This is a genomic window from Paenibacillus tianmuensis, assembly GCF_900100345.1.
Lineage (GTDB): Bacteria > Bacillota > Bacilli > Paenibacillales > NBRC-103111 > Paenibacillus_G > Paenibacillus_G tianmuensis.
The window spans coordinates 25335-51945 of record NZ_FMTT01000007.1 but is presented as its reverse complement, the minus strand read 5'-3'; the positions used below and the strand labels follow the sequence as shown (position 1 = coordinate 51945).

At 50.8% G+C, this 26611-nt stretch carries 28 protein-coding genes; 6 read left to right on the top strand and 22 right to left on the bottom strand.

Going from position 1 to position 26611, the window contains the following annotated elements; all coding sequences use genetic code 11:
* Positions 1–551 (bottom strand): hypothetical protein (locus BLO51_RS29130; RefSeq protein WP_217266697.1); only part of this gene is annotated, 551 nt, incomplete at its 3' end.
* A 28-nt stretch (positions 552–579) separates the two neighbouring features.
* Here BLO51_RS29130 and BLO51_RS29695 point away from each other — a divergent pair.
* Positions 580–735, top strand: coding sequence for a hypothetical protein (locus BLO51_RS29695; protein WP_217266696.1), 156 nt, complete (start codon positions 580–582; stop codon positions 733–735).
* Here BLO51_RS29695 and BLO51_RS06980 read toward each other — a convergent pair.
* From BLO51_RS06980 to BLO51_RS06920, 14 genes are all read right to left on the bottom strand, one after another.
* Positions 732–1121, bottom strand: a complete 390-nt coding sequence (locus BLO51_RS06980; RefSeq protein ID WP_090668898.1) for a phage tail assembly chaperone — start codon at positions 1119–1121, stop codon at positions 732–734. The two genes, BLO51_RS29695 and BLO51_RS06980, sit on opposite strands and share 4 nt — an antisense overlap.
* 36 nt (positions 1122–1157) lie before the next feature.
* Positions 1158–1565, bottom strand: a complete 408-nt coding sequence (locus BLO51_RS06975) for a phage tail tube protein (protein ID WP_090668895.1) — start codon at positions 1563–1565, stop codon at positions 1158–1160.
* A 51-nt stretch (positions 1566–1616) separates the two neighbouring features.
* Entirely contained in the window at positions 1617–3089 is a 1473-nt protein-coding gene (locus BLO51_RS06970) for a phage tail sheath family protein (RefSeq protein WP_090668892.1), read from the bottom strand.
* The gene (locus BLO51_RS29125) at positions 3089–3256 is read right to left on the bottom strand and encodes a YqzN/YkzM domain-containing protein (RefSeq protein WP_167670122.1); all 168 of its coding nucleotides are present in this window, start codon (positions 3254–3256) and stop codon (positions 3089–3091) included. Before BLO51_RS29125 ends, BLO51_RS06970 begins: the two co-directional genes overlap by 1 nt.
* 25 nt (positions 3257–3281) lie before the next feature.
* On the bottom strand, positions 3282–4136 hold the full coding sequence (locus BLO51_RS06965; RefSeq protein ID WP_090668889.1) for a DUF3168 domain-containing protein: 855 nt from the start codon (positions 4134–4136) through the stop codon (positions 3282–3284).
* Between the two features lie 93 nt (positions 4137–4229).
* A complete protein-coding gene (locus BLO51_RS06960) occupies positions 4230–4967 on the bottom strand; it encodes an XkdW family protein (RefSeq protein ID WP_090668886.1) in 738 nt (245 codons plus the stop codon).
* 13 nt (positions 4968–4980) lie between these two features.
* Entirely contained in the window at positions 4981–7509 is a 2529-nt protein-coding gene (locus BLO51_RS06955) for a gp53-like domain-containing protein (protein WP_090668883.1), read from the bottom strand.
* Between the two features lie 91 nt (positions 7510–7600).
* Positions 7601–7858 (bottom strand): hypothetical protein, encoded by a 258-nt coding sequence (locus BLO51_RS06950; RefSeq protein WP_090668879.1) that lies wholly within the window; start codon positions 7856–7858, stop codon positions 7601–7603.
* 7 nt (positions 7859–7865) lie between these two features.
* Positions 7866–8231: a hypothetical protein gene (locus BLO51_RS06945; RefSeq protein WP_090668876.1), complete on the bottom strand. Its 366-nt coding sequence runs from the start codon at positions 8229–8231 to the stop codon at positions 7866–7868.
* 16 nt (positions 8232–8247) lie between these two features.
* Positions 8248–11526 (bottom strand): hypothetical protein, encoded by a 3279-nt coding sequence (locus BLO51_RS06940; RefSeq protein ID WP_090668873.1) that lies wholly within the window; start codon positions 11524–11526, stop codon positions 8248–8250.
* Between the two features lie 11 nt (positions 11527–11537).
* Complete coding sequence (locus tag BLO51_RS06935; protein WP_090668870.1) at positions 11538–12137, bottom strand: DUF4376 domain-containing protein; 600 nt, start codon at positions 12135–12137, stop codon at positions 11538–11540.
* A gap of 20 nt (positions 12138–12157) precedes the next feature.
* A complete protein-coding gene (locus BLO51_RS06930) occupies positions 12158–14737 on the bottom strand; it encodes a hypothetical protein (protein ID WP_090668867.1) in 2580 nt (859 codons plus the stop codon).
* Between the two features lie 171 nt (positions 14738–14908).
* Positions 14909–15379, bottom strand: coding sequence for an RNA polymerase sigma factor sigma-70 region 4 domain-containing protein (locus BLO51_RS06925; RefSeq protein ID WP_090668864.1), 471 nt, complete (start codon positions 15377–15379; stop codon positions 14909–14911).
* 57 nt (positions 15380–15436) lie between these two features.
* Positions 15437–16441, bottom strand: coding sequence for a hypothetical protein (locus BLO51_RS06920; protein WP_090668861.1), 1005 nt, complete (start codon positions 16439–16441; stop codon positions 15437–15439).
* A gap of 414 nt (positions 16442–16855) precedes the next feature.
* Between BLO51_RS06920 and BLO51_RS06915 the strand changes: the two genes are divergently transcribed.
* Both BLO51_RS06915 and BLO51_RS06910 read left to right on the top strand, forming a co-directional pair.
* The gene (locus tag BLO51_RS06915; protein WP_167670121.1) at positions 16856–17224 is read left to right on the top strand and encodes a helix-turn-helix domain-containing protein; all 369 of its coding nucleotides are present in this window, start codon (positions 16856–16858) and stop codon (positions 17222–17224) included.
* Positions 17225–17325: 101 nt separating this feature from the next.
* Positions 17326–17757 (top strand): hypothetical protein, encoded by a 432-nt coding sequence (locus tag BLO51_RS06910; protein WP_090668854.1) that lies wholly within the window; start codon positions 17326–17328, stop codon positions 17755–17757.
* A gap of 438 nt (positions 17758–18195) precedes the next feature.
* On the opposite strand, the gene BLO51_RS31135 is transcribed toward BLO51_RS06910, so the two are convergent.
* From BLO51_RS31135 to BLO51_RS06885, 6 genes are all read right to left on the bottom strand, one after another.
* The gene (locus BLO51_RS31135; RefSeq protein WP_425415801.1) at positions 18196–18282 is read right to left on the bottom strand and encodes a putative holin-like toxin; all 87 of its coding nucleotides are present in this window, start codon (positions 18280–18282) and stop codon (positions 18196–18198) included.
* Positions 18283–18714: 432 nt separating this feature from the next.
* The gene (locus BLO51_RS06905) at positions 18715–19902 is read right to left on the bottom strand and encodes an acetyl-CoA C-acetyltransferase (RefSeq protein ID WP_090668851.1); all 1188 of its coding nucleotides are present in this window, start codon (positions 19900–19902) and stop codon (positions 18715–18717) included.
* A 39-nt stretch (positions 19903–19941) separates the two neighbouring features.
* Positions 19942–20601 (bottom strand): 3-oxoacid CoA-transferase subunit B, encoded by a 660-nt coding sequence (locus BLO51_RS06900; protein WP_090668848.1) that lies wholly within the window; start codon positions 20599–20601, stop codon positions 19942–19944.
* A 16-nt stretch (positions 20602–20617) separates the two neighbouring features.
* The gene (locus tag BLO51_RS06895; protein ID WP_090668845.1) at positions 20618–21319 is read right to left on the bottom strand and encodes a CoA transferase subunit A; all 702 of its coding nucleotides are present in this window, start codon (positions 21317–21319) and stop codon (positions 20618–20620) included.
* A gap of 23 nt (positions 21320–21342) precedes the next feature.
* Positions 21343–22128, bottom strand: a complete 786-nt coding sequence (locus tag BLO51_RS06890; RefSeq protein ID WP_090668842.1) for a 3-hydroxybutyrate dehydrogenase — start codon at positions 22126–22128, stop codon at positions 21343–21345.
* A gap of 28 nt (positions 22129–22156) precedes the next feature.
* Entirely contained in the window at positions 22157–23536 is a 1380-nt protein-coding gene (locus tag BLO51_RS06885; RefSeq protein ID WP_090668839.1) for a GntP family permease, read from the bottom strand.
* A 233-nt stretch (positions 23537–23769) separates the two neighbouring features.
* Here BLO51_RS06885 and BLO51_RS06880 point away from each other — a divergent pair, with 233 nt between their 5' ends.
* A complete protein-coding gene (locus tag BLO51_RS06880) occupies positions 23770–24675 on the top strand; it encodes a LysR family transcriptional regulator (RefSeq protein ID WP_090668836.1) in 906 nt (301 codons plus the stop codon).
* On the top strand, positions 24669–24902 hold the full coding sequence (locus BLO51_RS06875) for a DUF6843 domain-containing protein (protein WP_090668833.1): 234 nt from the start codon (positions 24669–24671) through the stop codon (positions 24900–24902). The genes BLO51_RS06880 and BLO51_RS06875 overlap by 7 nt, the downstream gene beginning before the upstream one ends.
* Before the next feature lie 70 nt (positions 24903–24972).
* On the opposite strand, the gene BLO51_RS06870 is transcribed toward BLO51_RS06875, so the two are convergent.
* Positions 24973–25659, bottom strand: coding sequence for a DUF2306 domain-containing protein (locus BLO51_RS06870; RefSeq protein ID WP_090668829.1), 687 nt, complete (start codon positions 25657–25659; stop codon positions 24973–24975).
* Between the two features lie 164 nt (positions 25660–25823).
* Here BLO51_RS06870 and BLO51_RS06865 point away from each other — a divergent pair, with 164 nt between their 5' ends.
* Entirely contained in the window at positions 25824–26435 is a 612-nt protein-coding gene (locus BLO51_RS06865; protein WP_090668824.1) for a TetR/AcrR family transcriptional regulator, read from the top strand.
* Positions 26436–26611 lie beyond the last annotated feature (176 nt).

Below are 26611 nucleotides of genomic sequence, written 5' to 3'. Positions count from 1 at the left end.
CCGAGCTCCTTCACGCCCTTGCTCACGCCTCCAAAAGCATCTGTACCGAGGCCTTTCAACGATGCGCCGAGCTCTTTTACTCCCTTGCTCACGCCTCCAAAAGCATCTGTTCCCATGCTTTTCAACGATGCGCCGAGCTCCTTCACGCCCTTGCTCACGCCCGTCAGAGCATCTGAACCCAGATTGCCCAGCGACTTGCCAAGATCTTCGACACCAGCGGAAACTCCGCCCAAAAAGGATGGACCCAAACCCGACAGCGCCTTCTGCACGTCTCCTAATCCATCGGCCACGCCGGTCATGAGGGACTTGCCCATATTGCCCAAGCCCCCGCCCGACCCTGAAGCTCCTCCCGAGCTTTCGACCCGAATGCTGACGATCGATTCGATCTTCGGTGAAATCTTCAGGGCGCTCAGGGCGCTTGCTGCCGCTCCCGCACGGTTCATCTTATCTTCAATCTTTTGAATCGCAGAGCTTACAGGGCCGAATGACTGACGCAACCGTTCCTGCATTTGCTGTAATAGCTGGATTCGCCCCAAAGCAGCTTCAGCCATCTGCACTTCACTTCTTTCATTCTCTCATTTGACGAACTTTCTCTTCATGCTCAAGCTCCAGCTCCATACTGGCAAGCAGGAAGAGCTGTTCCCCGCGAGGGAGCTTCCAGAATTCTCCGGGGCGGAGGTGATGTCTTACCCATATGGCATGGAGCATTCCTCCAAGTCCGCCGGAGACGATTAGTTTTTTATTTCTTCCAGCGTCGTATTGAAGCCGCTAACGTCCAGGACGGAATCGCCGAGCGCAGACAATTCGCCAGCCAGCAAAATCCGTTTGATGACCTCCTCGGCTCCGCTGGCCTGATATTTCGCCAGCAAACGGGAATCCCCCCAATTGGGGGAAACCGTAGATGCCGCGATCAAAGCTACATTGAATTGCTCCTCATCCAGACGCTCCACCGTCTGCCCTTTTCGTTCCGTGCGTTCCGTGCAGCGTTCGCGAAGCAAGTAAACTTGTTTGCCGGTTAAACCTCGCAGCGTTACAGGAACTCCCAGACGGGATAGATTTACCGTTTTTTCCGGAATACGATCCGCTTCCAGCAGTCTTTGCAAAATTTGTTCATCCATCATGGTTTATCTTCTCCTTTTTTATCGTTACTGTTGTCGTTACTCTCTAATCGGGTCTAAAAGCTCATAGCCTTCAAATGTAAAAGAAACTTCTTCTTTCACTTCTTCGCCGGCCGTCCAGTTGGCAAGCTGCAAACGGTCTGGAATTACGTTTACCAGACGTACGCGTTCAAAGCCGTAGCTTTCCGGGTCGGCCAATTTGGAAATAATCTCGAATTTATTAAAGCCTTTTTCCAGCATAAAGCTGGTCACTTTAAATCCGCTGACCGTTCCCGTTCCCTTCTTCGCGCCCAGCTTATGGCGAACCCAGGAATCTCCGGAGAGATTCAGCTCTTTCTTCTGAACCTCTACCTTGGCTTCCAAATGGTTGAAATTCGTTTGCCAATTCCCGTCGATAAATACTTGACCGTACGTTCCAAGTATGACTCTGCTTGCATCTAATGACATTTGTTAGTCCCCCTTAGGTTATCGCAAAAAATTTGCTTCAAATGAATTGGCTTACAGGACAATAAAGGTTCCGAAAATTTGCTCCATCGCATCCGTTAACCGTGCTTCCCACTGAATATACACTTGATCCGGGGCCGGAGTAATCGTTGCCGACGGACCATAATAGAGCGGGTTCAAATACACGTCCCAGCCGGTGGACTCAATGACGCCGCCTTGTACCAGCGACTGCATATATTGCTTCGATGCGCCGACAAGGGCAAGACGCCCTTCCTCGGTATTGTTCACTTTGCCGATATAGTTGCTCTCGGCCGCCTGCATCAAGTCGCTGTTAATGGCATCCATGACGCGAATCGTTCTGACTTTTTTCCAAGAACTATTCTGGCCTTGACGCAAGGTGACGAGCGAGTTGACGGCTCGAAGCGCCTTCACGATTCTGCCGTCGTGGTAAAATAAAAACACGCCATTCGTAACCGCAAGCTCTTGCTCACTGCGCGTCCATCGGCGAACGACATCGCTGAATGGAGAAGCGGCATACGTCGCGGATTCGCTAAGCTTTTGTCCGGCGATCACACCGGCAACATACGCAGATACTTGAGCGGAGCTATAGCTTACGCCGTTCCAGACCACGCCTGTCCCCACGTTAACAACGCCCTCATGGTTGAAATTCGCCGTACTGCGCACGTTCGCCTTGTTCACGGCATCCGCAGCCGTATCGTCTGCAAGGCTGCCTCCGAGCACGACAACCGCCCCTTTGCCTTCGGAGCGAATTCGTTTTACCCATGCCACAACGCTGGCTTGAATAGCTGGGTCCGAAACGCCGTCCAGGGCAAAATAATTAAAATCGCGCGTTTCAAATGCTGTTAGCGCGTTCGTGTAATCGGTCGTCGTCACGCCGCCAATACCCGAATTGCCCCCCGCAAGCGCTACGTTGGAAATATCCTTAAGCTCACCGCTGCCGTCATCCAGCTTGGTCGCCGTCACCCACACGTTGCCGCTGTCGTTGTTGATAGCATCGACAGCCGTTTGAATCTTCCCGCTGGCGAAGACAAATGTTTTCAGAAGCTTCGTACCTTCAAAAAGCTTCATATTCTTCTTGGTCGCGTCCGCGATATCCGGTTGAATCGTTACCTTAAAGTTATTGCCTCGCGCGCCGGGATATTTGGCATCCAACTTGAGAACATCCTTCGGTGTTCCTGCCGCATCTTGAAGCGTCAAAGCGGAAGCGGCTGCCGTATTATCGGCCAGACGGTAAGCTACCACTTTTTTCGCTCCGCCCAGCAGCGCCAGCTTCAACGTCGTCATAGCGGTAGCATTGCCTTCCGAGTCGCCTCCGAAGTTCTCCAAAATGCCCGCTTCGCTCGTAATTTCGACAAAGCTGCGTACCGGACCCCAGTACGCCTTCACCGGAACGCCAACGACACCCCGCGCGCCCGATTGAATCGAAGCCGAGGCCGCCGCCTGAAAATTCACATACATGCCTGGCAAAACCGATTTATCTACCGTACTCCAAGTTCCTCCTGCCATTACTCATTCACTCTCCTGTTCATAAATTGTTCAATGCGCCCCCGTGCTTCCTCTACCGAAAACGTTTCTTCCTCTGCTCCGAACAACGCTCCGATAACCACTTCCGGAGACACGCCAAATACAGTTAAGGCGTTCGCCGTTAACTCTTCGCGAGTATACATAGACATGAGACTTATTCTCTCCTTTTAAAGATTATTCAATCGTTGCATTAGGCTTAACGCCGCCGATCAGCACAGCCGCCGGGTCGTCCTGAGAACGACGATCCATCATTCTGCTCAACGTCAGCGTCACCTGACCTTCCACCATTTCATCCTTCGTCTTGTGCAAGGCGGGACCGGCAATCGTGATGTACCTCTTGTTCGCTACATCCAACATAATTTTTTTGGCGCCGATCAGCTTGCTGACCATCTCGGCGGCCTTCGAATTTTGTTCCGCCAGGGTGCGGCCCAGAACATGTCCTGTTATTTTTTTCTTCAATTGACATAGGACGCTACCCTGATCCTGCATCTCCACGTCGGTCAGCCTCCACAAGATCGATGGGACCAAGTAATCGACAGGCCATGCGTTGCGATACACCTTCCATTCGGATGGCAGTTGAAGGCTTGTCCATTTGGCCAGAGCTTCCACCCACGGGTCTTCGGCTGCTGTGGAATCCGTCCCTCCGGAAGGCTTGATCTGTACGGAAAATCCGGCGCTTCTGGATAGAGCCGACAGCGTCATATCCACTTCATCCGAACGGTGCATGCCCTCGTAACGGCATGTAAACGATGCGCTGCCCGCACCGCCTGCCGTCAAGCGCTGCCCATCAAGCGCCTGCTTGACTTTAGCCATCAGCGCATCGACTTCGTGAAAAGACGTCATTCCGCTGTAACACCGTACCTCGTAATGACGGACAAGCCCCCTCCACGGCTCTTCCTGCTCCTCCTTGAGCTGAAGCAGTACCAAATACGGCTTCTGCGTGGACGAATTGATCTCGTGAAGCTGGTAGCAGCGCCCCGCGATCACAGGTAATTGTTCGATCAGGCGCGCTTGAATTTCAGCTCTCATGTTTTCGGCCTCCTTGTGCGTTTCATTTGGAGTTCACCTCCTTTCCGGCGGGCTGGTTTGGCCCTAATCCTGCCTGTTCCATTCCGCTCAGGGTCAATTCCACTTGATTTGCTCAATCTCGGAAGATGAGGTTGCCGCTTGAAGCTTGGATTCAAGAAACCTTAATTTGTCCAACTGGGCGATTTTGTGCATCATGCCGTCCGTCCATAACCGGGTAAACTGGTCTTTGTCATGTACGATAACGCCCGCATCGCGCGTGTTCCATTTCGCTTCTTTCAAGGGAGGGTTCATCGCAAACAATTCCTTCAAAGAATGCATATTGATTTGAGCTTCCAAATCATACGAATATTCATGCATATCGCCGGCAGCCGAAGATAGAAAGGTTCCGGTAATGACTTGCGAGCAGCACTTGTCCAAGTAACGCAGCTTTTCGGCTTTCTTTTGTTCTATGGAATCATCCGATTCCTTGGGCTGCATCGCTTCTAACGCGGCTTGCAGCTCTTCATCGGTCGGTTTCGGGTGGTCAAGGTTCCATTGGGCAATGTAGGCTCCTTTACCATCCAAGTCGTCGTCTACGACGAAATCAACCATTCGCACGGCGGTCGGATAAAGGTGTTGGATGGCGAGCCATTTCTTCATCTGATCTTCGGAAGGCACACAAAATTGGCCATTTTGAACAACGTATTTTCCTTGCTCGCAGATGGCTTCCTTCCATTGCTCTTCGGTGATCGGGACAACCATGGAAGGGATTTTATCCGCGTCCCACACATCATCATTGTAAAAAGCAAGGATATTCCCTTTCGCATCAAACTCCGCATAATATTGAGCCAATTGAAGTCCCCCCTCAGTAACCAATGGCAAACCAATGGATAGTTTGTTGCGACCCTGCTACCGTCCATGCACTGAACTGCGTGTTGGAGTAGCTTCCGATTCCAACGGTTTGCGAGGCTGCGGAAGTTTCCACTTGGCCATATACATGCATCACATAGTTAGGAAACGCCATGGGAAACGTCACCGTTCCGGTGGTGGTTATCGTTGCCTTTCCCCATTGAAGGATGAGTCCGCTCGGCAATTTTTGAAAGCCGTTGATAGCTTTGCTTATCGCGCTGTTATTATCCCCCCAAGGGTTAACGACGCCTTTCTGGCTAATATGTACTTGGCGGGCCACATTTTCCGCCGCACTGACCCGTGCACCCACGTCTGCTTGATGGGCCGCCAGCGCATCGACAACAGTTCTCAAATTGCTCGCATACTCGCCTTGAATGGATTCAAGGTTGCAGGTGAGCGCATACTGGTCGAGAGACAGATAAGTGACGGTGTAGGCGGCGGTCGGGTCGTAATTGATTGCGGGTACTACTGCGTAATTTCTGCTCTCTGGACCACCTGTTCCAAAAGACCACTTTTTATCGACGCAATTTCCACGATGTAAAGCAATATACTTCCTGACCCCAGCGCGTAAAGGTGCCTTAACGCTATGAGCATTGATATAATATTCGTTTGTAAATGCATCATAGAAAGGAATAGTCTTCTCCCTAACAACCATCCCATTACCTACTTCACCCTGATTCGCCCCCTCGTGCAACGTGATTCCGCCCTCGAACGCAATTTCTTCGACGGTCGCCTCAGCAAGCTGGTATTGGAGTTTGTACGGCGTGAATCCCGGCGCTGGAGTGATTGGAACATTAACTCCTACGTCCTGCCACCCGCCGTCGGCTTTCCTGTACGCCCATGCTTTTGTCCCGGAATTGTTAAAATGCACATCAGCGCTGCCGCCCGCGACATACATTTTGTACCCAAAGAAGTACGCCCTAATTTCGTCTGTTGACTGTGACAGGTCTTTGTACAAATCCCCCCAGCCGCTGTCCGAGTTGGAAACGGTTAGCCGTAAAACACGCGAGCTTCGGGATAGAATCGACTGATCTGTACCTGTCAGAGGAAACACATGAGGAATGATTTTCCCGTCATACTTTATAACTTTTTCAGTGTTCGAAAGGCCGTCAGTGATGGAGATTTCCACTACTCTGTACCCTGAACCATCTTGATATAGCCGCCACCCTAAACTCCCATCCAAATCCATCGTCTTGAACCGTGCCTGCTTCCAAAACTTCCCGTCCCGCTGGAACAGCGTATCGTAGACTGTCCCGTCAACGTTGGAGGCGAGTTGGACGTTCGGGAAGAACAAGTAATCGTCGTTACGTGGTTGGAATGGTTTTGCCGCCGTACCAAGGTTAAGCATAGGCTGACTAAATGTAGTCGCAATGCTCGCAGTGTTTCTGTTCGTCGCGCGAATATCCAAATAGCTTGCTGTGTTCGGTGTCTTGAATGTTATAGAACTGTTTGAAGCAAGAACTTGACCAAATTCCTTTATAAAGTTATACCCCGAATCACAAGCGTAGACCTCGTAGTTTCCGGACCCGGGATCTCCGCTTAATGTGTAATGCCTATCCGGTAAAACAGCAACTCTCGCCGTACTATAAGAATCGACTGTATTGGTTACCAGTCTCAATTTATAAGATTCAATTGCGGTAGCGTTGAGGTTCAGGATCCACTCGTGAAACGGCGGCAGCAAGTTCTCGCCATATTTAATAACATAAGGAGAATTTACGTGCTTTACATCGTCTACATAAGGATACTTCGCTACAACCTGGTCGTAACTAAGTTTATTTTCACGAAAGGCTGTAAATTCGTCCCGCGAAATTTCGTAAACAACAAGTCCGTCATAATAGATGACATCATTAGCGGTTCCGAAAGTGTTGACGTCGATTCTCGCCGTATAATACGGTGCCGACGAACCGGTTAAATCCAATACCTGATAATAGAACCGCCATTCGGGAGTAGCATTGATATAAAAAGAACGATGTCTGTTATCGATCCATTTTATCGTCCCGTCCGCATTTCTGACCATTAAGAATAGTTCTCCTTGGGGTGTCCCGGCCACAGTCCGGGCCCATACCCCATAAAGGACATACTTTCCGGCCAAATAAAGCGGTTGAGAATTATGATACACCTTCTCACTTGTCCCCGTTGAATTATCAATCTTGCCGCTTGCGTTTCCGAACTTGCGAACGCTAGCGTCAATAATGAGGTCCACACTACCTTCATTCCACTTTCCGATATTTTCAAAGTTTCCTTCCCGCCCGAGCAGGTTCACCAGGGTTCTTCCTTTGATGCTGACATTCTCCAACATACTGGTCTGCTTCACGTTGACAACTTGCATTCCATAACTTAACCGAACCGGAGTCGGATCCTCTGCCAGCAGTTGACCCGCAAAAGCATCTATCTTTTCGAAGTTCTCATTAAACTCCGACCTTAAGACCTGATCCGAGCCTGTCCAATGATGCATTTTTAAGTTTGAAGTTTTATTCCAGCTCACCAATAATCCCTCATTTCCAAATGAAATAGCGCAAAGAAATCATCATTTATTCGCGCTACGGTCGAGTAACGAAAAGAGCCGACTTCAAAATTTATACTATAGATCGATGGTGGGGATCCGCTTCCGTTTTTAATGCCATAATGTCGTCAAGCTCTTGCCGATTGATCCAGCCTTTGTCCAAAGCTCGGTCAAGCTCGTCGTAATCATAATTGCGGGCCGCGTAGCTTTTCACATCTGGACGGTAGCTTTCCGGAACCCCTTTGAAACCATCCCGAGGCGTCAAGCGCTCGTTACCAAACATGGTAATGTTGCGTGCATACGTGGAGACAAGAAACGGCAAGTTTGCCATGGTTGGTCTAGTCTCCTTTGCTCATGAAATATTCCATGAATGCCTGCAAGTCGGCGCTGACGGCAGCAGCCTGTTCTTCTTGCTTTTTCAATTGCGCGGTCAGCGCAGCGAGCTTCTCTTCGGGGGTCGTTTGCGCAACTGGTCTGCCGGCCCACTCGGCATCTAACTCCACTTGGCTTCGTTCGGCGAGCGCTCCGTTTTGCCACTGGTATTTGTATTGCAAGCTCTCGTTACGTAGTTGTAGCGTAAAATGTCGGCCTGCGTGTTCGTCAATGCAAATGTCCGATGACTCCGGCGTTTCAAACGCGGACGAAAATCCGTGAGTGACGATCCCTGCCACGTCAATGCGTACATAATGTTTGTATCCGTCCATAGGTGCGCTCCTTTCGTTAAAGTTCGGCGTCCGCCACTGCATGAATCTCGTAATATCCCGCTGGCAAACTAAATTCCGAGTTCCCGATCCCCGCACTCTTTTCTGATCCGGAAAATGGCATCGCGTTAGCGGATGACGTAGAGTTGTAGTCATTCCTCCATTGGCCCGTTGTCCCGCCTTGCGGAGAATAAAGTACAAATGACGGTGATATGCGCATCGGAACGGGGTACTGCCAGCATATGATCGGCTCGGTGGTTGCTGCCAATCTCACCCCCAGAGCCCCGCCACGTCCGGCATTATTTGCAGGGGGCGTCGAATACGGGAACGTTTTGCAGAAGTACCTCTGACATAGCGTCAACTCCTCCGCAAAAGTCCGCGGCTGGAACGGAAGAGCTACGTCACCGGCGCAAAGCTGGACTTGGGCGAAATCGAAATCCCCTGTTGCATACGTGCCGACCTCGCCGGATGGTATGGAAATGACTTCGTTGTCTTGTTTGTAAGGAATAAAGTAAAGCCCCAAATTGTCGTTCTTGTTCTCTCCCAGAACCTTCCCTGCAATAGAAGGAACGTCAAATGTGACAGAGAAAAATTGCCATGACTTTGTCAGGTTGATCGTTTTACCACCCGGGCACGAAACACCTGACGACGGGCTGCCGTGCCCGAAGTATTGGAACAAAGAAACCGCGATTGAGCGATTGTCGCTCGCTTTCGCCCAAAAGCTTGCCGTACATTTTTGTCCGGCAAACGTGAACACAGACTCGACAAACTGTGCCATCCTCATGAATGCCCTACTTGTCCCCTTGGTACCAATTGAAGTGACGCTCAACCTTCCGAAATACTTTGGATTTCCCGGAACTGCGGTTTGGCCTAATGCAAATGGTTGCTGCGACATCGTAAAGCTGGTCGTTCCTATGACTCCTCTGCCAGCGTATACTTGCCCGACCCACCTGTCCAATCCGTATCCATATGCATTTTCCGGACCATGATTACCATTTTGGACAACGCTGGTACCCCGTTGCGCTATATCGAACCCGCCATTGATGATGGATTGCCGCGACATGGCGCTAAGCGGTAAAACCGATTCAAGTTTATCCGTCCCGCCTTGAAGCTCTGTGATCTGCGCCGCCATGTCCGCCTGATTAGTTGCCAGCGTATCGACAACGGACTTAAGATTGCCCGCATACTCCCCTTGGATCGATTGAACGTTGCAGGTGAGAGCGTATTGGTCAAGAGCACGATACGTGACCGTGTAAGTCGCGGATGGATCTACATTCGACGAAAGCGTTTGGGCGTATCCCCATCCATAATTTACATCAAAAGCCGCTCTGCGCTTCAGAGACCAACCTGCATTCACGCCATTCTTATATACTGCAAATGCTCTATCCGCACGGAACTTTTGCCCCGCTCCCGTTAGCATGTAAGAAATACCGCCGATTGTCACTACATTGTGATGCTCCCTGACGATCATCCCATTGCCGACTTCCACTTGATTGAGTTCTTCATGGAACGTGAGCCCGCCTTCCGCTGTAAGTTCCTCAACCGTCGGCTCAGCAAGTTGGTATTGAAGTTTGTATGCGGTAGGGCCATTAATGAACCCGTAGGCAGCAGGTGCCATTTCCGCCGTAGCTGAGTCAAACCCGGTACCATTGCGTCGTGCCCACCACTTTCTGCCTGATGTGTAAATCCCGGTTGCCGCTGACGTACCCTCCTGATACATGCGCCAGCCATTAAAATACGCCTTAATATCTTCCTGGGACGGGTTATATGAATCTCCCCATCCGCTATCGGCGTTGGAGATCGAAATAAACAGCTGATTACTCTTGGTTGTCAAAGTGAACTCGTCTCCGCCCGCAGGAGCAATCCCATCCGGTTTCACCTTTAACGGCTTTCCATCATGCTTAACGATTGTGGCGGCATTCGTGATAGCCTCCGGTATCGGGACTTTCACTTCCTTAAATCCGGTAAAAAAATTTGCATAAGACCAGTCCAAATTCCCATTCAGTTCCATCGTGCAAAACCGCGCTTGCTTCCAATACTTTCCGTCGCGTTGGTATAACATATCATAGACCGTTCCGTCTACGTTAGAGGCAAGATTGACATTCGGGAAGAACAAGTGGTCGTCGTTGCGGGATTTGAACGGTTTCGCCGTAGAACCCAGTGACAGCACAGGCTTTACGAACTTATACGTCCCCGCTCCATAAGTGTTATTTCCAAATATGACCTTTAAATATCTTACATTGGGCTCTGTTATTATGGTCTTGCTCAACTTGGATGTATAGCCTCCATAAGCACTTACAAACTGCATATTCGCATCGAAACTATTAAATCCTATAAATCCATTGGCAGGTAATGAAGGTAGTGATAACGTATAAGCGATATTCGGCGTAGCGGGTATATCTACATAAATCGCTTGACCGCTCAGATCGGCGATCAGACTGGCGGAAAATGGATCATCTATGTCCATTTTCGGTGTGCCGCCGTTCCCTGCTATCACATTCCACTCCGTGAACGGCGGTAGCAAGTTCTCGCCGTACTTGATAATGTATGGCGAGTAGACGGACTTTATATCGTCAACGTACGACCATTTGGTGGCGACTTCCTCCGGTGTCATAGTGTCTATGATCGCATAGTCTTCCGCACTCACTTCATAGAGGCGGACATTATCAACATTGGCGATCTGATTGGGCATACCTGATCCAAATACGTATAACGATTGTTGACCGCTCTCGCTTGGCGCAAGCTTTACCCATTTCGTAGTGAACGATGTTCCGGTATAGCCGACCGTTTGCTCGGTGCCGAATTTCAGTACGGCTCCGCTTTGAATGTCTGTGTTAGCTATGTCAGCAAACGCGATGTAATACTTTCCCGCGGATACCGCGCATAATTTCGTTATTCCAGCCGAGGCCTGATCGCTCGCTATCTTAAACTGAATGCTATTCGACCCAGAGGCCTTTTTTACGTGGTCCAGCGAAAGCACGGCACCGGTATACGGGGCCCACCTGGAGGCGTCTTCGCAATTTCCGTCCCGTCCCAGTAAATTAACCAGCGTTCTCCCTTTCATGCTGACGTTTTCCAACATTCTGGTGTGCTCTACTTTGACGACTTGCATCCCATACTTTAATTGAACCGGGACCGAGCCCATAGCCATGAGCTCACTCGCAAAAGCATCTATCTTCTCAAAATTTTCATTAAACTCCGATCTCAGCACTTGATCCGAGCCTGCCCAATTATGCAATTTCAGATTCGATGTCTTATTGCTGCTCATTTTATAGATTCCCCCAGATTCCCCATACATAAAAGAAGCTTCTACCACCGGATAGAATTGACCGCATCCACTGAAGTGGCGTGTTCGAGTTCTTTTTCCAGTCGTCTAAACTTCTCGATCAGGTTTGTTTTATGCATTTGCCCGTCAAGCCAAAGTCGGGTGAACTGTTCCTTCGTATGTGTCAAAACGCCCGCGTCGCGTGTTTTCCACGATGTTTGTGTAAAATTAGGGTGCATGTTCATCAATTCTTTAGTGCTTTGAAAATTAAGCTGAGCCTCCGTATCAAAAGAGTAAACATGCTCCTCTCCCAGAGAAGAAGAGGTGAAAGTTCCCTCGATGGCTTCCGTACAAAATCTTTTGAGTTCAGCAAGTTTATTCGCTTTTTGCTGGACCAGCAATTCACCTGCAGGCTTGCCCTCTACCCACCGCTCCTCGGTAAAATCCCACTTAGGCAAATGCAGTCCTTCCGGGACGGGAACGGCTATAGTGTAGCCGATTAGCTCCACCGCTTTCTGCGGTTGCTCCTCTGTGCCTCTTGCGGGCAACTCCCGGTAGATAGGAAAAACGCCCGAGACATTGTCGTCTACGAGTGTTACGTCTGTGATGAAGCCGTTTAGATCGACTATGAGTGCTTCTTTCATTAATCCGTTGCACCTCCATTTTATCTTTCGGCAAGGAACGATATGCCGTCGAGTGAAAACCAGCCCGTTCCACCTAATGTATGATACACAGACCCATTAAAGTCAATCGTCAGGCGGCCCAATATAAGTTGACCGTTACCGTCCGTAGCAACCGGAATTACCATCGCGCGAGCCGGTCTATACCCGAGAGGGAGCATAAAGATAGAGGCATTCAGCTGGCCGTTCTTTACCAGCCCTCGGATATGAATGATACCTAATTCGTCTTTAAAGTAGCCAGCATCGGTGTATGCCCCGTCACCGTAATTGACCCATCCATTAAGCAGCGTCGGCTTAATCCACTGTGACTGTACACGCTGAGCACGCGTAATCTCAAGCGCCCCGACTCGCGCTGCCATGTCGGACTGTCCGGCTGCCAGCGTATCGACGACACTTTTTATATTGCCCGCATATTCAGCTCGGATCGATTGGATGTTGCAAGTTAATGCGTATTGCTCTAGGGCAAAGTACGTGACGGTGTAAGCTGCTGATGGATCAAATGCGATCTTGTCCAGTTTGATCCAATCATCAATACTCGTCCCCGCAGACGACGTGCTAAAATCTCGACAACCGTTTTTATAGACCGTTACTGTACCTTTTGCTCGTTTTCGAAATTTCGTCGAACCACCCGCCATGATTTGATGGTTCGTATAATAATAAACCCCGTATCCTAATGGTTCCCCATCTACCCATCTAATAGTTTCCCGTATAATTAATCCGGTACCAACTTCAACCTGATTCAACCCTTCATGGAGCGTGATTCCGCCCTCTGACGTTATCTCTTCAATGGTTGGCGTAGCAAGTTGGTATTGGAGTTTGTAAGGGGATTGCGATACTTTCCAAACAGATTGACTGATATCGGGTGTAGTAGTTGTTGTGTTATCTCTTCGATTTAACCACCATTTGTTTCCACTTGTATATAAAGATGTGTTCGGGTCTTGCCCTTCTTGAAACATTCGCCAACCATTAAAATATGCCTTAATGTCGTCCGGCGATGGATCGTGTTTATCACTCCATCCGCTATCTGAGTTAGGAATACCAATCCGGACGGAGTAATCAACCGGAATCCATCCCGTATCAATTCCAGACGATATGATATAAGGGCCAAGAATCTTCCCATCAAACTTTGTAAAGGTACCTAAGCCAAAGCTCGATATCAATACTGCTCCAGCTACTGTATTAGAATTAGTTGTAACGCTTTTCCAGCCAGGGCCTTTTCCTAAGGGTCCCCATTCCAAGTCGCCCGTCAAGTCCATTGTCTTAAACCGCGCCTGCTTCCAGTACTTCCCGTCATGCTGAAACAGCGTATCATGAACCGTTCCGTCAACATTGGATGCAAGCTTAACGTTCGGGAAAAATAGGTAATCGTCATTGCTATTTGAGACGAACGGGAGTGCTTCCGATCCGGAGTGCAGCGTCGGCCGAGAAAACGTGTAGTTCCCGGTAGACTCAATGTCAGCACCGATAAAGATGCCTAAAGCAACTGCGTTTGTTGGTACGGCAAATGTTTTTTGCAGCAAGGTTTCACCGTTCTGTGGTGCATAAGGCGGTGAATGTAAAGGAGCAAGCTCCTTTCCTTGTGCATCGTACGGCCATAGGTTGTAGTATCCGCCATCTGAGACATTCCCTCCAATATTTTCGATATTTACGGTCGTTTTAAAGGTATACGTCTGTCCAGCGCCGATCGGAACTTTATACCAAATACCACTTACGCCGGGTGCATATTTATCGATATACAGCGTATCCTTGTCCGGGAACGATATGTTAGCACCGGTATTTCCATCATGAATATTCCATGCGATCATTGGTGGCAGGCCGTTCTCCCCATGCTTGATGATATACGGCGAATAAACACTTTTCATATCGTCAACGTACGGCCATTTCGCGGCGATTTGCTCCGTTGTCATGCTGTCGATGGCGTCGTATTCCGCTCGTGTAATTTCGTAAACACGATAATTGTCAATGTACCCGGTCTGTCCCGCAGCGCCGCTGCAGTTGAAGATGACGTAATCCTCACGATTCTCTGTATAATTTATTTTTACAAACTGCGTCGTCCACTTTGTTGCGTCAGTATTCCATGTAGAGGCAAAGTCATTGTTGCCAATAAGAACGCCTGTTGTTGCCGTGCCATTCTTCGTCTCTGCGATGAGGATATAGTATTTCCCCTTCTTGAAGGTGAACCGCTGCGCTATGTAGCAGACCGCTGATGCAGTTGTCGTCACTTTTCCGCAAGATTTCCCTGATACAAACGTGCTTGTATCAATCGTCAGTGTGGCAGAACCCTTCTCCCACTGGACGATATCGCCCGCCTCGAAACCGCCCGCACGCCCAAGCAAATTAACCAACGTCCGCCCTTGAATGGTTACATTATTCAGCGGGCTGCTCTGGTTCACATCGACCACCTGCAAGCCCTGCTTCAACTGCACGGAAGTCGTCTTCACCGCCAGGCTGTCATCGACATACGCATCGATCTTGTCAAAATTCTCGTTAAACTCGGCACGCAGAACTTGGTCGGAGCCGACCCATTTATTCAAACCAAGGCGTTTCGTCTTATCACTGCTCATATGTACCCCTCCTGTATCGTCTAAAATAAAAAGCGATGTTCACCGCGCCAAACGGCGACGGCTCCCATCACTTTTACATGTTTCATCTATAGGACTATCATGGCTTCACTCGTATCGATTCTTTCTCATGCTATTACTATAACATGGGAAAGGTGGTTGAAAGGTGGTTGTTTATGCAAACGCCTCTTGAGTTTCACCCGGGACGCGACGGCCTTGCATCGGCAGAATGTCTGCCGGCTCGGTAAACATGAAACAAATCGCCAGCTTCTCAAGCGCGCGGCGATGAATCGCTTTGGTCGAATCAGTGCCGTAATTTTTGCGAACCTCAATTTCTTTCAAGGTCCAGCCCTTCATCCATTTATAATGAATAATTTCATATTCGACATCCGACAAGGTTTTGAGCGCACCTTCAATCATGTGTACGAGACGGCTGTACATTCGATAATCCGCCGCGTCTTGCTCACAACTATGGGTCAGCACACCGGGTTCCCTCGAACCGTAACTGCCGTTGCGGGGAGCAAAGTCCAGCTTGGATACGGAGAGCGTATACGAGCTTTCCGACATATAGTTATCCACTGCATATTTATAAGATTGGTAGTTCTTGAGAAGCGTTACGACTTTTTCACGCTCAGTATTGGTCATGCGTCTCTCCCTTTCTTGGATTAAACGTTTGCGGTCAATGATCCGATCGTCGCATGCTTAAAGTCTGGACAGCTGCTTCTCGACGTCAACCCGCCAAGCGGCTTCTCCTTCCCGCCATTCCTCGATATCCTTTTTCCAGTCCAGCATGTCTTTCATCTGTTCCTGCAGATGCCCTGCAGCCACCGCATCGGTTTGCGCAATTGGTTCTGACAAGGTAGGCACAGGGATTGGCTGCAAGTGAGCTGCGTCGGGCTGGAACACAAGAGGAGGCAGCACTTCCGCCCGGCTCGCAAGGAGCTGCTGCGTCGCTTTTTCGGCTGCGCTTTCCTTTGCTTTTTGCACCAGCTCCTCAAGCGTCTCGGAGGTCCCCGTCATTTTCACGCTTGGTTCCGCACTAGGCCGGGACTCCATCTGTTTCAAAAGCTGCTCCAAACGCAGGATTTCATTCTGCTGCTCTTCAGCTTCACCGTTGAACTCGGCTTTCAAATGGTCCAGCGTGGCAATCGCCTCATCGCGTTCTTGCTGCAACCGGCTCACTTGTTCCTGAAGATGCTGATTTTGCTGCGTTAGTTTGCTCAGTAAATCTTCCTTCTCCAAGGCACTCGTGTTTAAATTTTCCAGCTTCTGTTTAAACTGATAAATAAGCTCAATGCCGGACTCCAATTCTTCTTCCTGCGCCTCATAGGCGGATTGCAGTTCGCTCAACTGATTCTGATGCAGCGACTGCAAAGCGGCTTTCTGCTCTCTTAGAAGCTCACTTATGATTTTGTTGGCCTGCATGTTTCCGAAGATATCGTTAAAATCGTACTTCAGCTCAATTTCATCGCTATCCGGCGGAGAGACGATCAGGTCTTTATCTACTTTGCTCGAAGCGTGCTCTGTGGGGAGGACATGGTGGCGATCTTCTCCGGCTTGAGTTCCCATTTGCTCATTCATTTGCGCTTGAAGCTGCTCCTGTTCATTCTCGATAACTAAAAGTTTCAACATATCTGCCTGGTCGTTCATGTTCAATAACGCTTTCTCAGCTTCCAAGACCTCGTATCTTTGTTGAATGTTCTGCATGCTAAACTTCCTTTCCAGTAGTTTGATCGTGAATTACAATACATTGCCGATAACCATCAAATAGCTGCACCTCCCATAATTCTCGTTAAATGAGATAATCAGCGAACAAAACCTATTATAATTCTCATTAAACGAGAATTCAATGTTTTTTTCTCAATTTTTGAGACTGCTATGCTATAGTTATTTTCATACGCCGATATTCCAGTAGCGAAGTCCTTTGGGCTTTGAACGCAAAAAGCGCCTCTAGTAGACTGAGAAACATTCCTGCAATTAACAAGTCTATTTCTATGTAGAAAACCGAAAAAGCCTACAAACCGTCTTCCTCGCAGAGACCCGAGCCATACACCTGTTTAAGTCAAAATGAGCCAGACGATAGCCCGAACTATTACTTTTTTCAAGTGGGAGGATTCCATTATGTTTACGGTTTCTGAACGACTCCGCTATGCAAGGGAACGAATAAACTTTAAGCAAAAAGATGTGTCCGAACGGACCGGGATTAATAACAAAACCTTAAGCCGGTATGAAAATGGAGGCAGCGAGCCGGACATTAATACCTTGCGTATTTTGGCAGATTTATATGAAGTATCCCTGGATTGGATACTTACGGGGAAAGACCCGGTGACAACGAATACTTCTAACGAAGTGGATCTGGAAAGTATTTTGGCCCAAAAGAAGGTGATGTTCCGTGGAGTAGAACTCACAGAAACTGAGAAAAATTTACTAGAATTATCTTTAATTAATGTTATACTTAAAGCAAAAGAACTATATATTTCAAAAAAGTAACTGGAAATCGTCCTGATTGATTTAAAACAGTTTGTCGTGCTTCCAAAGTTTAAAACTTATTATATCGGACCTGTTTTCGAAAAATGATGGAGGTTGATTATATGATCGTGAGTCGTCGCCTGACAGATGTTTCAATTAACAATTACGCATCGCTGCAATTTCTGAACAGACAACCTAAATTGAAGATCGAACATCGTCACATTCAAGATCAAGCGTATGCCTTGACTCGACAATTTCATTCCAGCACTCCGTCCGAACTGGCCGGACATTTGGGTATTAGGGTCGATTTTCAACCTATGCCCGATCCCATATATGGGTATTATATTTCTCTGTATGATACACACTACGCTGTGATCAATAGCAGCCTCTCTGATGAAATAAATGACTCTACGATCGCTTACTCCGTAGCCCACCATTTTTACGATAAAGGTCAGGATGAAGTCTTCCTGAAGGCGAATATCGATACACCGTACGGAATGAAAGCTTTATTTTCTTCATCCATACTGAAATGCTTAATGCAAATTAAATCGTAAACGCCACCTCTTTCCCGTTGACCCTTCCCTAAGGTTTGAGTTTCCCACTATCCGAAAATAACAAATGGCCGTAAGGAGATAAGGAACAAGCGGCGTACTTGGCAAGTCAAGAGGGGATAATTCCGTTTGACCCGGGATAAGGGGAACATATCTGCCGCAAATAGCCATGAAAAGCGAACGGCTCTCGTTTTCCGAGAGCCGTTGCTTTATTGCGTGGTGAGCAGCTCATCATCGTACCATCTGCCCATTTTGTTGTCCGAGAAGTTGAATATCGTGTTATTCTTCATGCGTACGAAGTAAAATTTGCGGTTCCCAAAATGAATTTGTGTCTTTTCTCAAAAAAGATGAGTCAGATCGGATGATCCAACTCATACAATCAACTTGTAATTGGCGGATGTTTCTCAGTATGGTTTCACACCAAAACAAGAACCAAGCGGATTATTTCCTCTTTTCAATATAACCTAACAATGTAATTATAAACATTCCGAACGCGAAGAGAGCAGAAAGAGCCTGAAATAAATCCATTTACAGCCTCCTCCTTTCGAAGAGCTGCTCCACCATCTTACAAGTTGTAATTTAATTCTAGCCCAAAATGGTTAAAACTGGTAGAACATTAAGAACTATTTTTGAACTTTTTGTTTCAACATTTTTCGCTAGCGAATGTTGGCTTGTCAGGGAATACTCGGAGCAAGCTTGACGAACCGTCGGGAACGAACGAGCTTGCACATTCCGGGTAGTCCTACGTTTACCCCGGGAAGCCGTCACGTATAAGGAGCCTGTATTTTAAGCGTCCGCATTCAAACCGAAAATGGAACCCGGGACTTCTTCTCGTCTTTACCGTCTTTGTTCCGGCCGCTTGAGTCCGCCGGTCCCTAGGACGGAGACCGCAAACATCATACGAAAAAGAGGAGCTACCCTGTGCGCTCCTCTTTTTACGTATAAATATCGTATGAGCCGTTACGCCTCCCGCTCCACCAACATCGCAACCCCTTGCCCCCCGCCGATGCACAGCGCCGCGAGACCGAGCTTCCCGTCACGCTTGGTCAGCTCATGAAGCAGCGTGACGAGCACGCGGGCGCCGCTCGCTCCGATCGGATGGCCGAGCGCGATGGCGCCGCCGTTCACGTTCAGCTTCTCCTGCGGCACGCCGAGGTCCCGCCCGACCGCAAGCGATTGGGCCGCGAACGCTTCGTTCAGCTCCAGCAGGTCGATGTCGTCCATCGACACGCCGGTTTTGCCAAGCAGCTTGCGGACCGCATCCACAGGGCCCAGTCCCATAACCGAAGGGTCCAAAGCCGCATGCGCATAGCCTCTGATCCGTGCCAGCGGCTTCAGTCCGAGCTGCCTCGCCCGGGCCGCCGACATGACGACCAGCGCAGCCGCCCCGTCATTGATGCCCGACGCGTTCCCCGCGGTCACGGTGCCGTCCTTGCGGAACGAAGGGCGGAGCTTGCCGAGCGTTTCCGCCGTCGTGCCGTAGCGCGGATGCTCGTCGGTAACGAAGACGACCGGATCGCCTTTTCGCTGCGGAATCGCCACGGGGACGATCTCGTCCCGAAAACGTCCCGACTGGATCGCCTGCTCCGCTTTGTGCTGGCTCCAAGCGGCAAATTCATCCTGCTCCGCACGGGTAAGCCCGTACCGGTCCGCGATATTTTCCGCCGTGATCCCCATATGGATATCGCACATGGCGCACCACAGCCCGTCTCGGACCATCGAATCGACCAGCTTCCCGTCGCCCATACGAAGCCCCGAGCGAGCGCCTTCCAGCAAGTACGGCGCTTGGCTCATATTTTCCATCCCGCCCGCCACGACGATATCCGCATCGCCCAGCCGCACGCTTTGCGCCGCCAGCATGACGGCCTTGAGGCCGGAGCCGCACACCTTGTTCACCGTCACCGCAGGCACCGCATGAGAAAAGCCTCCTTTCAGCCACGCCTGGCGCGCCGGATTTTGTCCGAGCCCCGCCTGCAGCACGTTGCCCATGATCACCTCGTCCACTTGCTCCTCGCTAACGCCCGCCCGCTCCAGCGCGTCCTTGATCACGAGGCTGCCGAGCTCCGTGGCGGGAATGCCCGACAGCGCCCCTTGAAACCCGCCGATCGCCGTACGGACGGCGCTTACGATCACCGCATCGTTATTCATGTGAACCTCCTCAAAGCTTTGTTAAACAGACATGTATAGTCAAGCGCCCAATTCCTCCGCCAGCCGCGGATCGACCGTAAACGAAGCTTCCGTTTTCGCCCGCACTTCGTCCAGCCCTGCGCCGCCCAGCAATTCGACCAGCACCATCCCCTGAGCGGTAAAGTCGAAGACGGCGAGGTCCGTAATGAGCCGGTGCACGACACCTTGGCCGGTCAGCGGGAGCGTACACTCCTTCTTCACTTTCGCTTCCCCGTGCTTGTTGACATGCTCCATAATGACGACGATCCGCTTGGCTCCGTTCACCAGATCCATCGCGCCGCCCATGCCTTTGACCATTTTGCCGGGGATCATCCAGTTGGCCAGATCGCCCCCTTCGGATACTTCCATCCCGCCCAAAATCGCCAGATCGATATGGCCGCCGCGGATCATCGCGAACGACTCTGCGCTGTCGAAATACGAAGCGCCCGGAATTGCCGTGACCGTTTCTTTCCCGGCATTGATCAAGTCCGGATCTTCCTCGCCCTGCTTCGGATACGGTCCGATCCCCAGCAGCCCGTTCTCCGAGTGCAGCATGACACTCAGCTCAGCCGGAATTTCGTCGGCGACCAGCGTCGGCATCCCGATCCCCAAATTCACATACATGCCGTCCTGAATTTCCTGAACGGCCCGTTTCACAATTCTGGTTCGGCTATCGCTCATGTGGAACCCTCCTTTTTTAGACGCTGCGGACCGTTAACCGCTCGATCCGTTTCTCGTAGCTTCCGCCCCGTACGACGCGCTGCACATAAATGCCCGGCGTATGAATCTCGTCCGGGTCCAGTTCCCCGACGCCGACGATCTCTTCCGCTTCAGCTATCGTAATTTTGCCCGCCGCAGCGGCCATCGGATTGAAGTTGCGCGACGTTTTGCGGAAGACGAGATTCCCCAGCGGATCGGCCTTCCAAGCTTTGACCAGCGCAAAATCCCCAACAATCGCCCGCTCCAGCAGGTACGTACGCCCGTCGAACGTTTTGTGCTCCTTGCCTTCCGCAACCGGAGTCCCGACGCCGGTCGCCGTGTAAAAGCCCGGAATCCCCGCGCCGCCTGCCCGAATCCGTTCCGCGAGCGAGCCCTGCGGCACCAGCTCGACCTCCAGCTCTCCGCTCAAGAACTGCTTCTCGAACGTTTTGTTCTCTCCTACATAGGAGGACACCATTTTCTTGATTTGCCGGTTAGCCAGCAGCAGCCCCAGCCCCCAGTCGTCGACGCCGCAGTTGTTGCTGACAACGGTCAAATCCTTCGTCCCCTGCTCCTTCAATGCCGCGATCAGATGCTCGGGAATGCCGCACAGCCCGAAGCCGCCGACGATCAGCACAGCTCCATCTTGAATATCCCGTACGGCTTCTGTCACGGAGTCCATCACTTTACTTGTGCCCATGTCCTCTCCTCCTTCGTTATGGTTTATTGCGCGGTGTAACCTCCGTCGATCAGTAGCGATGCTCCGGTGACGCCCTTCATTTTGTCGCTGGCGATCAGCATGGCGAATTCGGCGATTTCTTCGACCGACAGCAGACGCTTTTGCGGGACGAGCGGGTAAATAACTTCTTCCAGCACCCGCTCCATCGGCACCTGACGGGTTTTCGCCAGATCGTTCAACTGACCGCGAACAAGCGGCGTATCGACGTAGCCCGGGCACAGCGCATTGACGGTAATGCCGTGCGCCGCCCCTTCCAGGGCCGCGACCTTCGTAAGGCCGATCAGCCCGTGCTTGGCGCTGTTATAGGCGGCTTTGCCCGCGAAGCCGATCACTCCGTTAATGGAGGCCATATTGATGATGCGGCCCCAGCCCTGCTCTTTCATGATCGGAAACGCGTGCTTGATCCCGATAAAAGCGCCGGTCAGCATCACCTTCAGCATGAAATCGAACTTCTCCACCGGAAAATCTTCGATCGGCGCAACATGTTGCAGGCCCGCATTGTTGACCAGAATATCCAGTCTCCCATAAGCTCTGCGGGCCGCTTCGACCGCAGCCACAAAATCGCTCTCCCGCGTCACATCGAGGCTCACGCCCATCGCTTCATGGCCTGCGCCGCGCAGCTCTTCCGCCGCGCTCTCCGCCTTGTCCCCGTGCATGTCGGAGACGATCACCCGGGCCCCTTCCCTTGCAAAGGTGCGAGCGATTTCCAGGCCGATGCCGCTGGCGGCTCCCGTGATCAAAGCAACTTTATTCGTTAGGAAATTTCCCATATAGTCCATCCCTCCGCTGGCTACTTCATTAAATGAACGAGAAGATCACGGCCAAAATGAGCACGGTCAACGTCTTCAGCACGGTAACCGCAAAAATGTCCTTGTACGATTGGCGATGCGTCAAGCCGGTAATCGCCAGCAGCGTGATGACCGCGCCGTTATGAGGCAGCGTATCCATGCCCCCGGAGGCCATGGAAGCGATCCGGTGCAGCAGCTCCGGGCTGATGCCCGCCGCTTGAGCCGCGGCCAGGTACGTTTTGCCCATCACTTCAAGCGCGATGGACAACCCACCGGAGGCTGAGCCGGTCACGCCCGCGAGGATGTTCACCGACACCGCTTCGGAGATGAGCGGCTGCGAGCTTAGCCCCATAATCCAGTTCTGAATCAATTTAAAGCCGGGCAGCGTTTTGACCACGTTCCCGAAGCCGACCTCCGAGGCGGTGTTGAAAATCGCCAGCAGCGACCCCATCGCCGCCGCCGTCAGTCCGGCCGCCAGCTTGCTCTGCACATATCGAAGATTAATACACAGCGCGCTGACGATACCGATGCACAAAGCGATAATGAGCGCCCAGGAAGATGCAATCGTTTTCACATTCGAGATATTAAACGATTTCAGAAGCTCCGCGTTGTACCAGGTCGTTACGTCCAAAAAGCCGCGGCTGAGCAAATAGTTGAAGACAAGCACGAGCAGCAGCGGCAGCACGGAGATCCACAGGCTCGGATACGTCTGGTTTTCCAGCAGCTCCGGCTCGTTCTTATGATCTGTTCCGTATCCTTCCCCGGCGGCTTCGGCCTGCCTGCGCCGGCGTTCCAGCCACCAGAGCCCTCCGAAAAATACCATCAGACTGCCGGCGATCCCGACGATCGGCGCGGCATAAGCGTCCGTCCCGAAATAGCTGGTCGGAATAATATTTTGAATTTGCGGCGTGCCCGGCAGCGCGTCCATCGTAAACGTAAAGGCGCCAAGCGCGATCGTCCCCGGAATTAACCGTTTCGGCACGTTCGCTTCCCGGAAAATCGCCACGGCAAACGGATACACCGCGAACGCGACCACGAATAACGATACGCCGCCGTACGTCAGCACCGCACAGGCCAGAATGACGGACAGAATCGCCCGCTTCGAGCCGAGCGCCCGCACGATGGACTGCGCAATGGAAGCCGCCGCCCCGTTTATTTCCATCACTTTACCGAAAATAGCCCCTAACAGAAAAATGGGGAAAAAGTTTTTTACATAGTTGGCCGCGTTCGTCATATACGTTTCCGTATAGCTGGGCATGAGCGCATTGCCCGAGATGACGACGGCCAGCAAGGTGAAAATCGGAGCAAATACAATGACCGGATAGCCCCGGTAAGCAAAAAACATGAGTAATCCCAAGGCGAACACAATGGCCAGAACTTCGATGATCATCTCGCGCTTTTCCTCTTTCCTTCTCTAAGATGCATACATTTCAAATTATTCCAAAGATAGCGATTACAAAAAATCGGCCAACGGGTTGCCGAAGCTGCTTTGTTTTGGAAATTCCGCATCCCGAAATTGGAAGTTCTCACGGCTATTCCAGTTTACAATGGGGAGCGTATCGAGGTAAAATTCATACATCGAATAGCAACGATGCCAAAAAATTATAGGTGGGGATGAGTTTCTTGGATTTGCGAAACTTGACTTATCTTCTTGAGGTCGCCAAACTGCAAAATTTCACCAAATCCGCGGAAGCGCTTCATATGACGCAGCCGACGTTAAGCAAGCTGGTCCGGAGCATGGAAGAAGAGCTGGGCGTTACGTTGTTCGACCGTTCGGGCAAGCAGGTCAAGTTAACCGATGCGGGCAGCGCGGCGATCCAGCAAATCCATCACATCCTTCAAGCGGTGAACGACCTGTATATTACGCTCGACGACGTCTCCAAGCTCAAGACCGGAACGCTTACGATCGGGCTCCCTCCCGTGATCAGCTCCGTTTTTTTCCCGCGCGTCGTCGCGCCGTTTCAGAAGCTGTATCCCCGTCTTCAATTCGAGATGGTTGAAGAAGGCGCTAAAAGCATCGAGCAGCTGGTCCTGAACGGATCGATCGATTTGGGCGTTGTCATTTCTCCGGACGAGAAAGCCGGTTTCGGGACGATGCCCTTTATTAGACAGCAATTGGCGTTGGTGCTCCATCGGTCGCACCCGCTGGCGGAGCGTTCCCCGGTGAAGCTGGCTGACCTGAGCCGGGAGCCGTTCCTCATGTTCGCCAAAGGCTTCGGCGTCCGCCATCACGTGCTCGAAGCGTGCCACCAGGCCGGCTTTCATCCGCTCATCGCGCACGAAAGCTCCCAATGGGATTTGCTGGTGGAAATGGTCGCTGCCGAATTGGGCGTCGCCCTGCTGCCCGAAGCGATCTGCTCCAAAATCGTGAACCCGGACGTCCGGGTTCTGCCGATGACGAATCCGGCGATTCCGTGGAATCTCGTCGTCATTTGGAACAAGGCGCGCTACGTTTCCTACGCGATGCGCGAATTCCTCCGGTTCGTCGAACAGACCTCCGGCCCGGCTGGCGGTGAGCCTGTATGTTGAAGAAATTATATGTGCTTTATCTTGTCGTTTTTTTTGCAATCTCCATTGCTGCAGTTGTTATTGGAAGCTACGGAATAAACGATCAAAAAAGCCATATCTATCTATTGCCGGATGGTTACACGGGCTGGGTAGAAATCAGATACAAGCAGGAAGGCAGCCCTCCGCTGCTTCGCGAGGGAAAGGTGGGTACGGAACAGCAATGGAAAGATGAGAAGAACCGCAATTGAAACGTGGTTATGAAAAGAAGAAAGCACCGTCCGTTGGATGGCGCTTTTATTCTGGCAAAATAGCCGATCGTCAGATCGTGACCTTACCTTTCTTGCTTCCTTGCGGCACGATGGCCGCAGGTCTGGTATAAATACAGCGGATGACGATCTCGGCCAACGCGAAGTTCAGTACTAGCGTACCATAGACTCCCAGCGTATAGCTGAGCGCATATTCGACGCCGAACCCGTTATGCAAAACAAAGGTGATCATATGGATGAACATATTCGTGAAGCAAAAAGCGTAGCTGCGAACCATCCATTTCCGATGGCTGTCGACCTTTTTTCGTTTGATTTGCACAATCGCTGCGACGGTCAATCCCATAAAAATGAGATTCATCACATTAAACGCGATGCTGTTGATTTTTCCTCCGGTCGAGAACGGAGCCATATAGCCGGAAGTAAGGACGACAACCGCAACGGACAAGAGGTACAAATAGCCGTTTACCCGGTGAAGCCTCCGGTGGTTACTCAATATTTTCGTCGAAAAGTTAATGGCCCCCGCGATCATGGCCACGCAGGCAAAAACAATATGAACATACATCACATTTAACCAGACCGGGAGAACGACGGGACGTTTCAAGCCGGTTTTATGACTCAGAAATTCAGCCGCTTGCGGGTCATGAATAAAATTAATATACGTCACGTAAAGCATATAAACGACGGCAACGACGATCATCAACAGGTACAGCGACTTGCTCCTGCTCCGCAGTTTTCCCATGCAAGCTGCCCTCCTTTCCAAAACGGGAAACCGGACCGTCCGGTTTCTTTTTTTTATTATATATCACCATGTACTATCATTCACTCATAAAATGTTACAATATATGTACGAGCAAGAGAGCCCTTGAAATCCGCACAACGATAAGGAGAGAAAGGAACCTGTCCATGCGTAAAGGCGAACAAACGAAGGCCCATATCATTAAAAAATCCGCGTTGCTGTTTAATCAAAAGGGATACTCCGGATCAACGATACAGGATATTATGGATGCGACCGGCTTGACCAAAGGAGGGATTTACCGCAATTTCTCCAATAAAGACGAAATTGCTTTTGCAGCGTTCGAATATGCGAGGAAAGTGCTGTGGGAACATTTCTCGGCGGCGATGCAAGGCTCCGAGACCGCTACGGCGAAAATAGTGGCAATGTGCGGCGTATATCGCGATGCCGTTCATCATCCTCCGCTCCAAGGCGGGTGCCCCTTTTTAAATACCGCCGTAGAAAGCGATCTTTCGTACCCCAGCATGCGCGAACACGCGCTGACCGCTTATAACGGAATGCTGTCGTTTCTGCAAAGCATTTTGCAGCAGGGGATAGCCGATGGGGAATTCAGAGCCGACATGGATACCGAATCGGTGGCTTCCTTCGTCTTCTCCTCGATCGAAGGCGGCATTATGGCAAGCCGGTTGACCCGGGACAACAAGCATGTCGGATATGCGATGAAACATATTGAGCAATTGCTGGGCACCTATAAGCGCGCTTCGGAAAATAAGACTCGTTAGAGCGGGCCTTCGCAACAATCGAAAAGAAGCACAGCCATTTGGATGTGCTTTTCGCGAATACAGGCTTTGGCTTTTTATGTCCAAGAGAGGGCTAGCAGTACTAGCCCACTTCTCGACAAGCTCAGAGAAGGGGCAGTGCGTGCCCCTAGTTGTCGTGCCGATCAAACGCCGTAGTG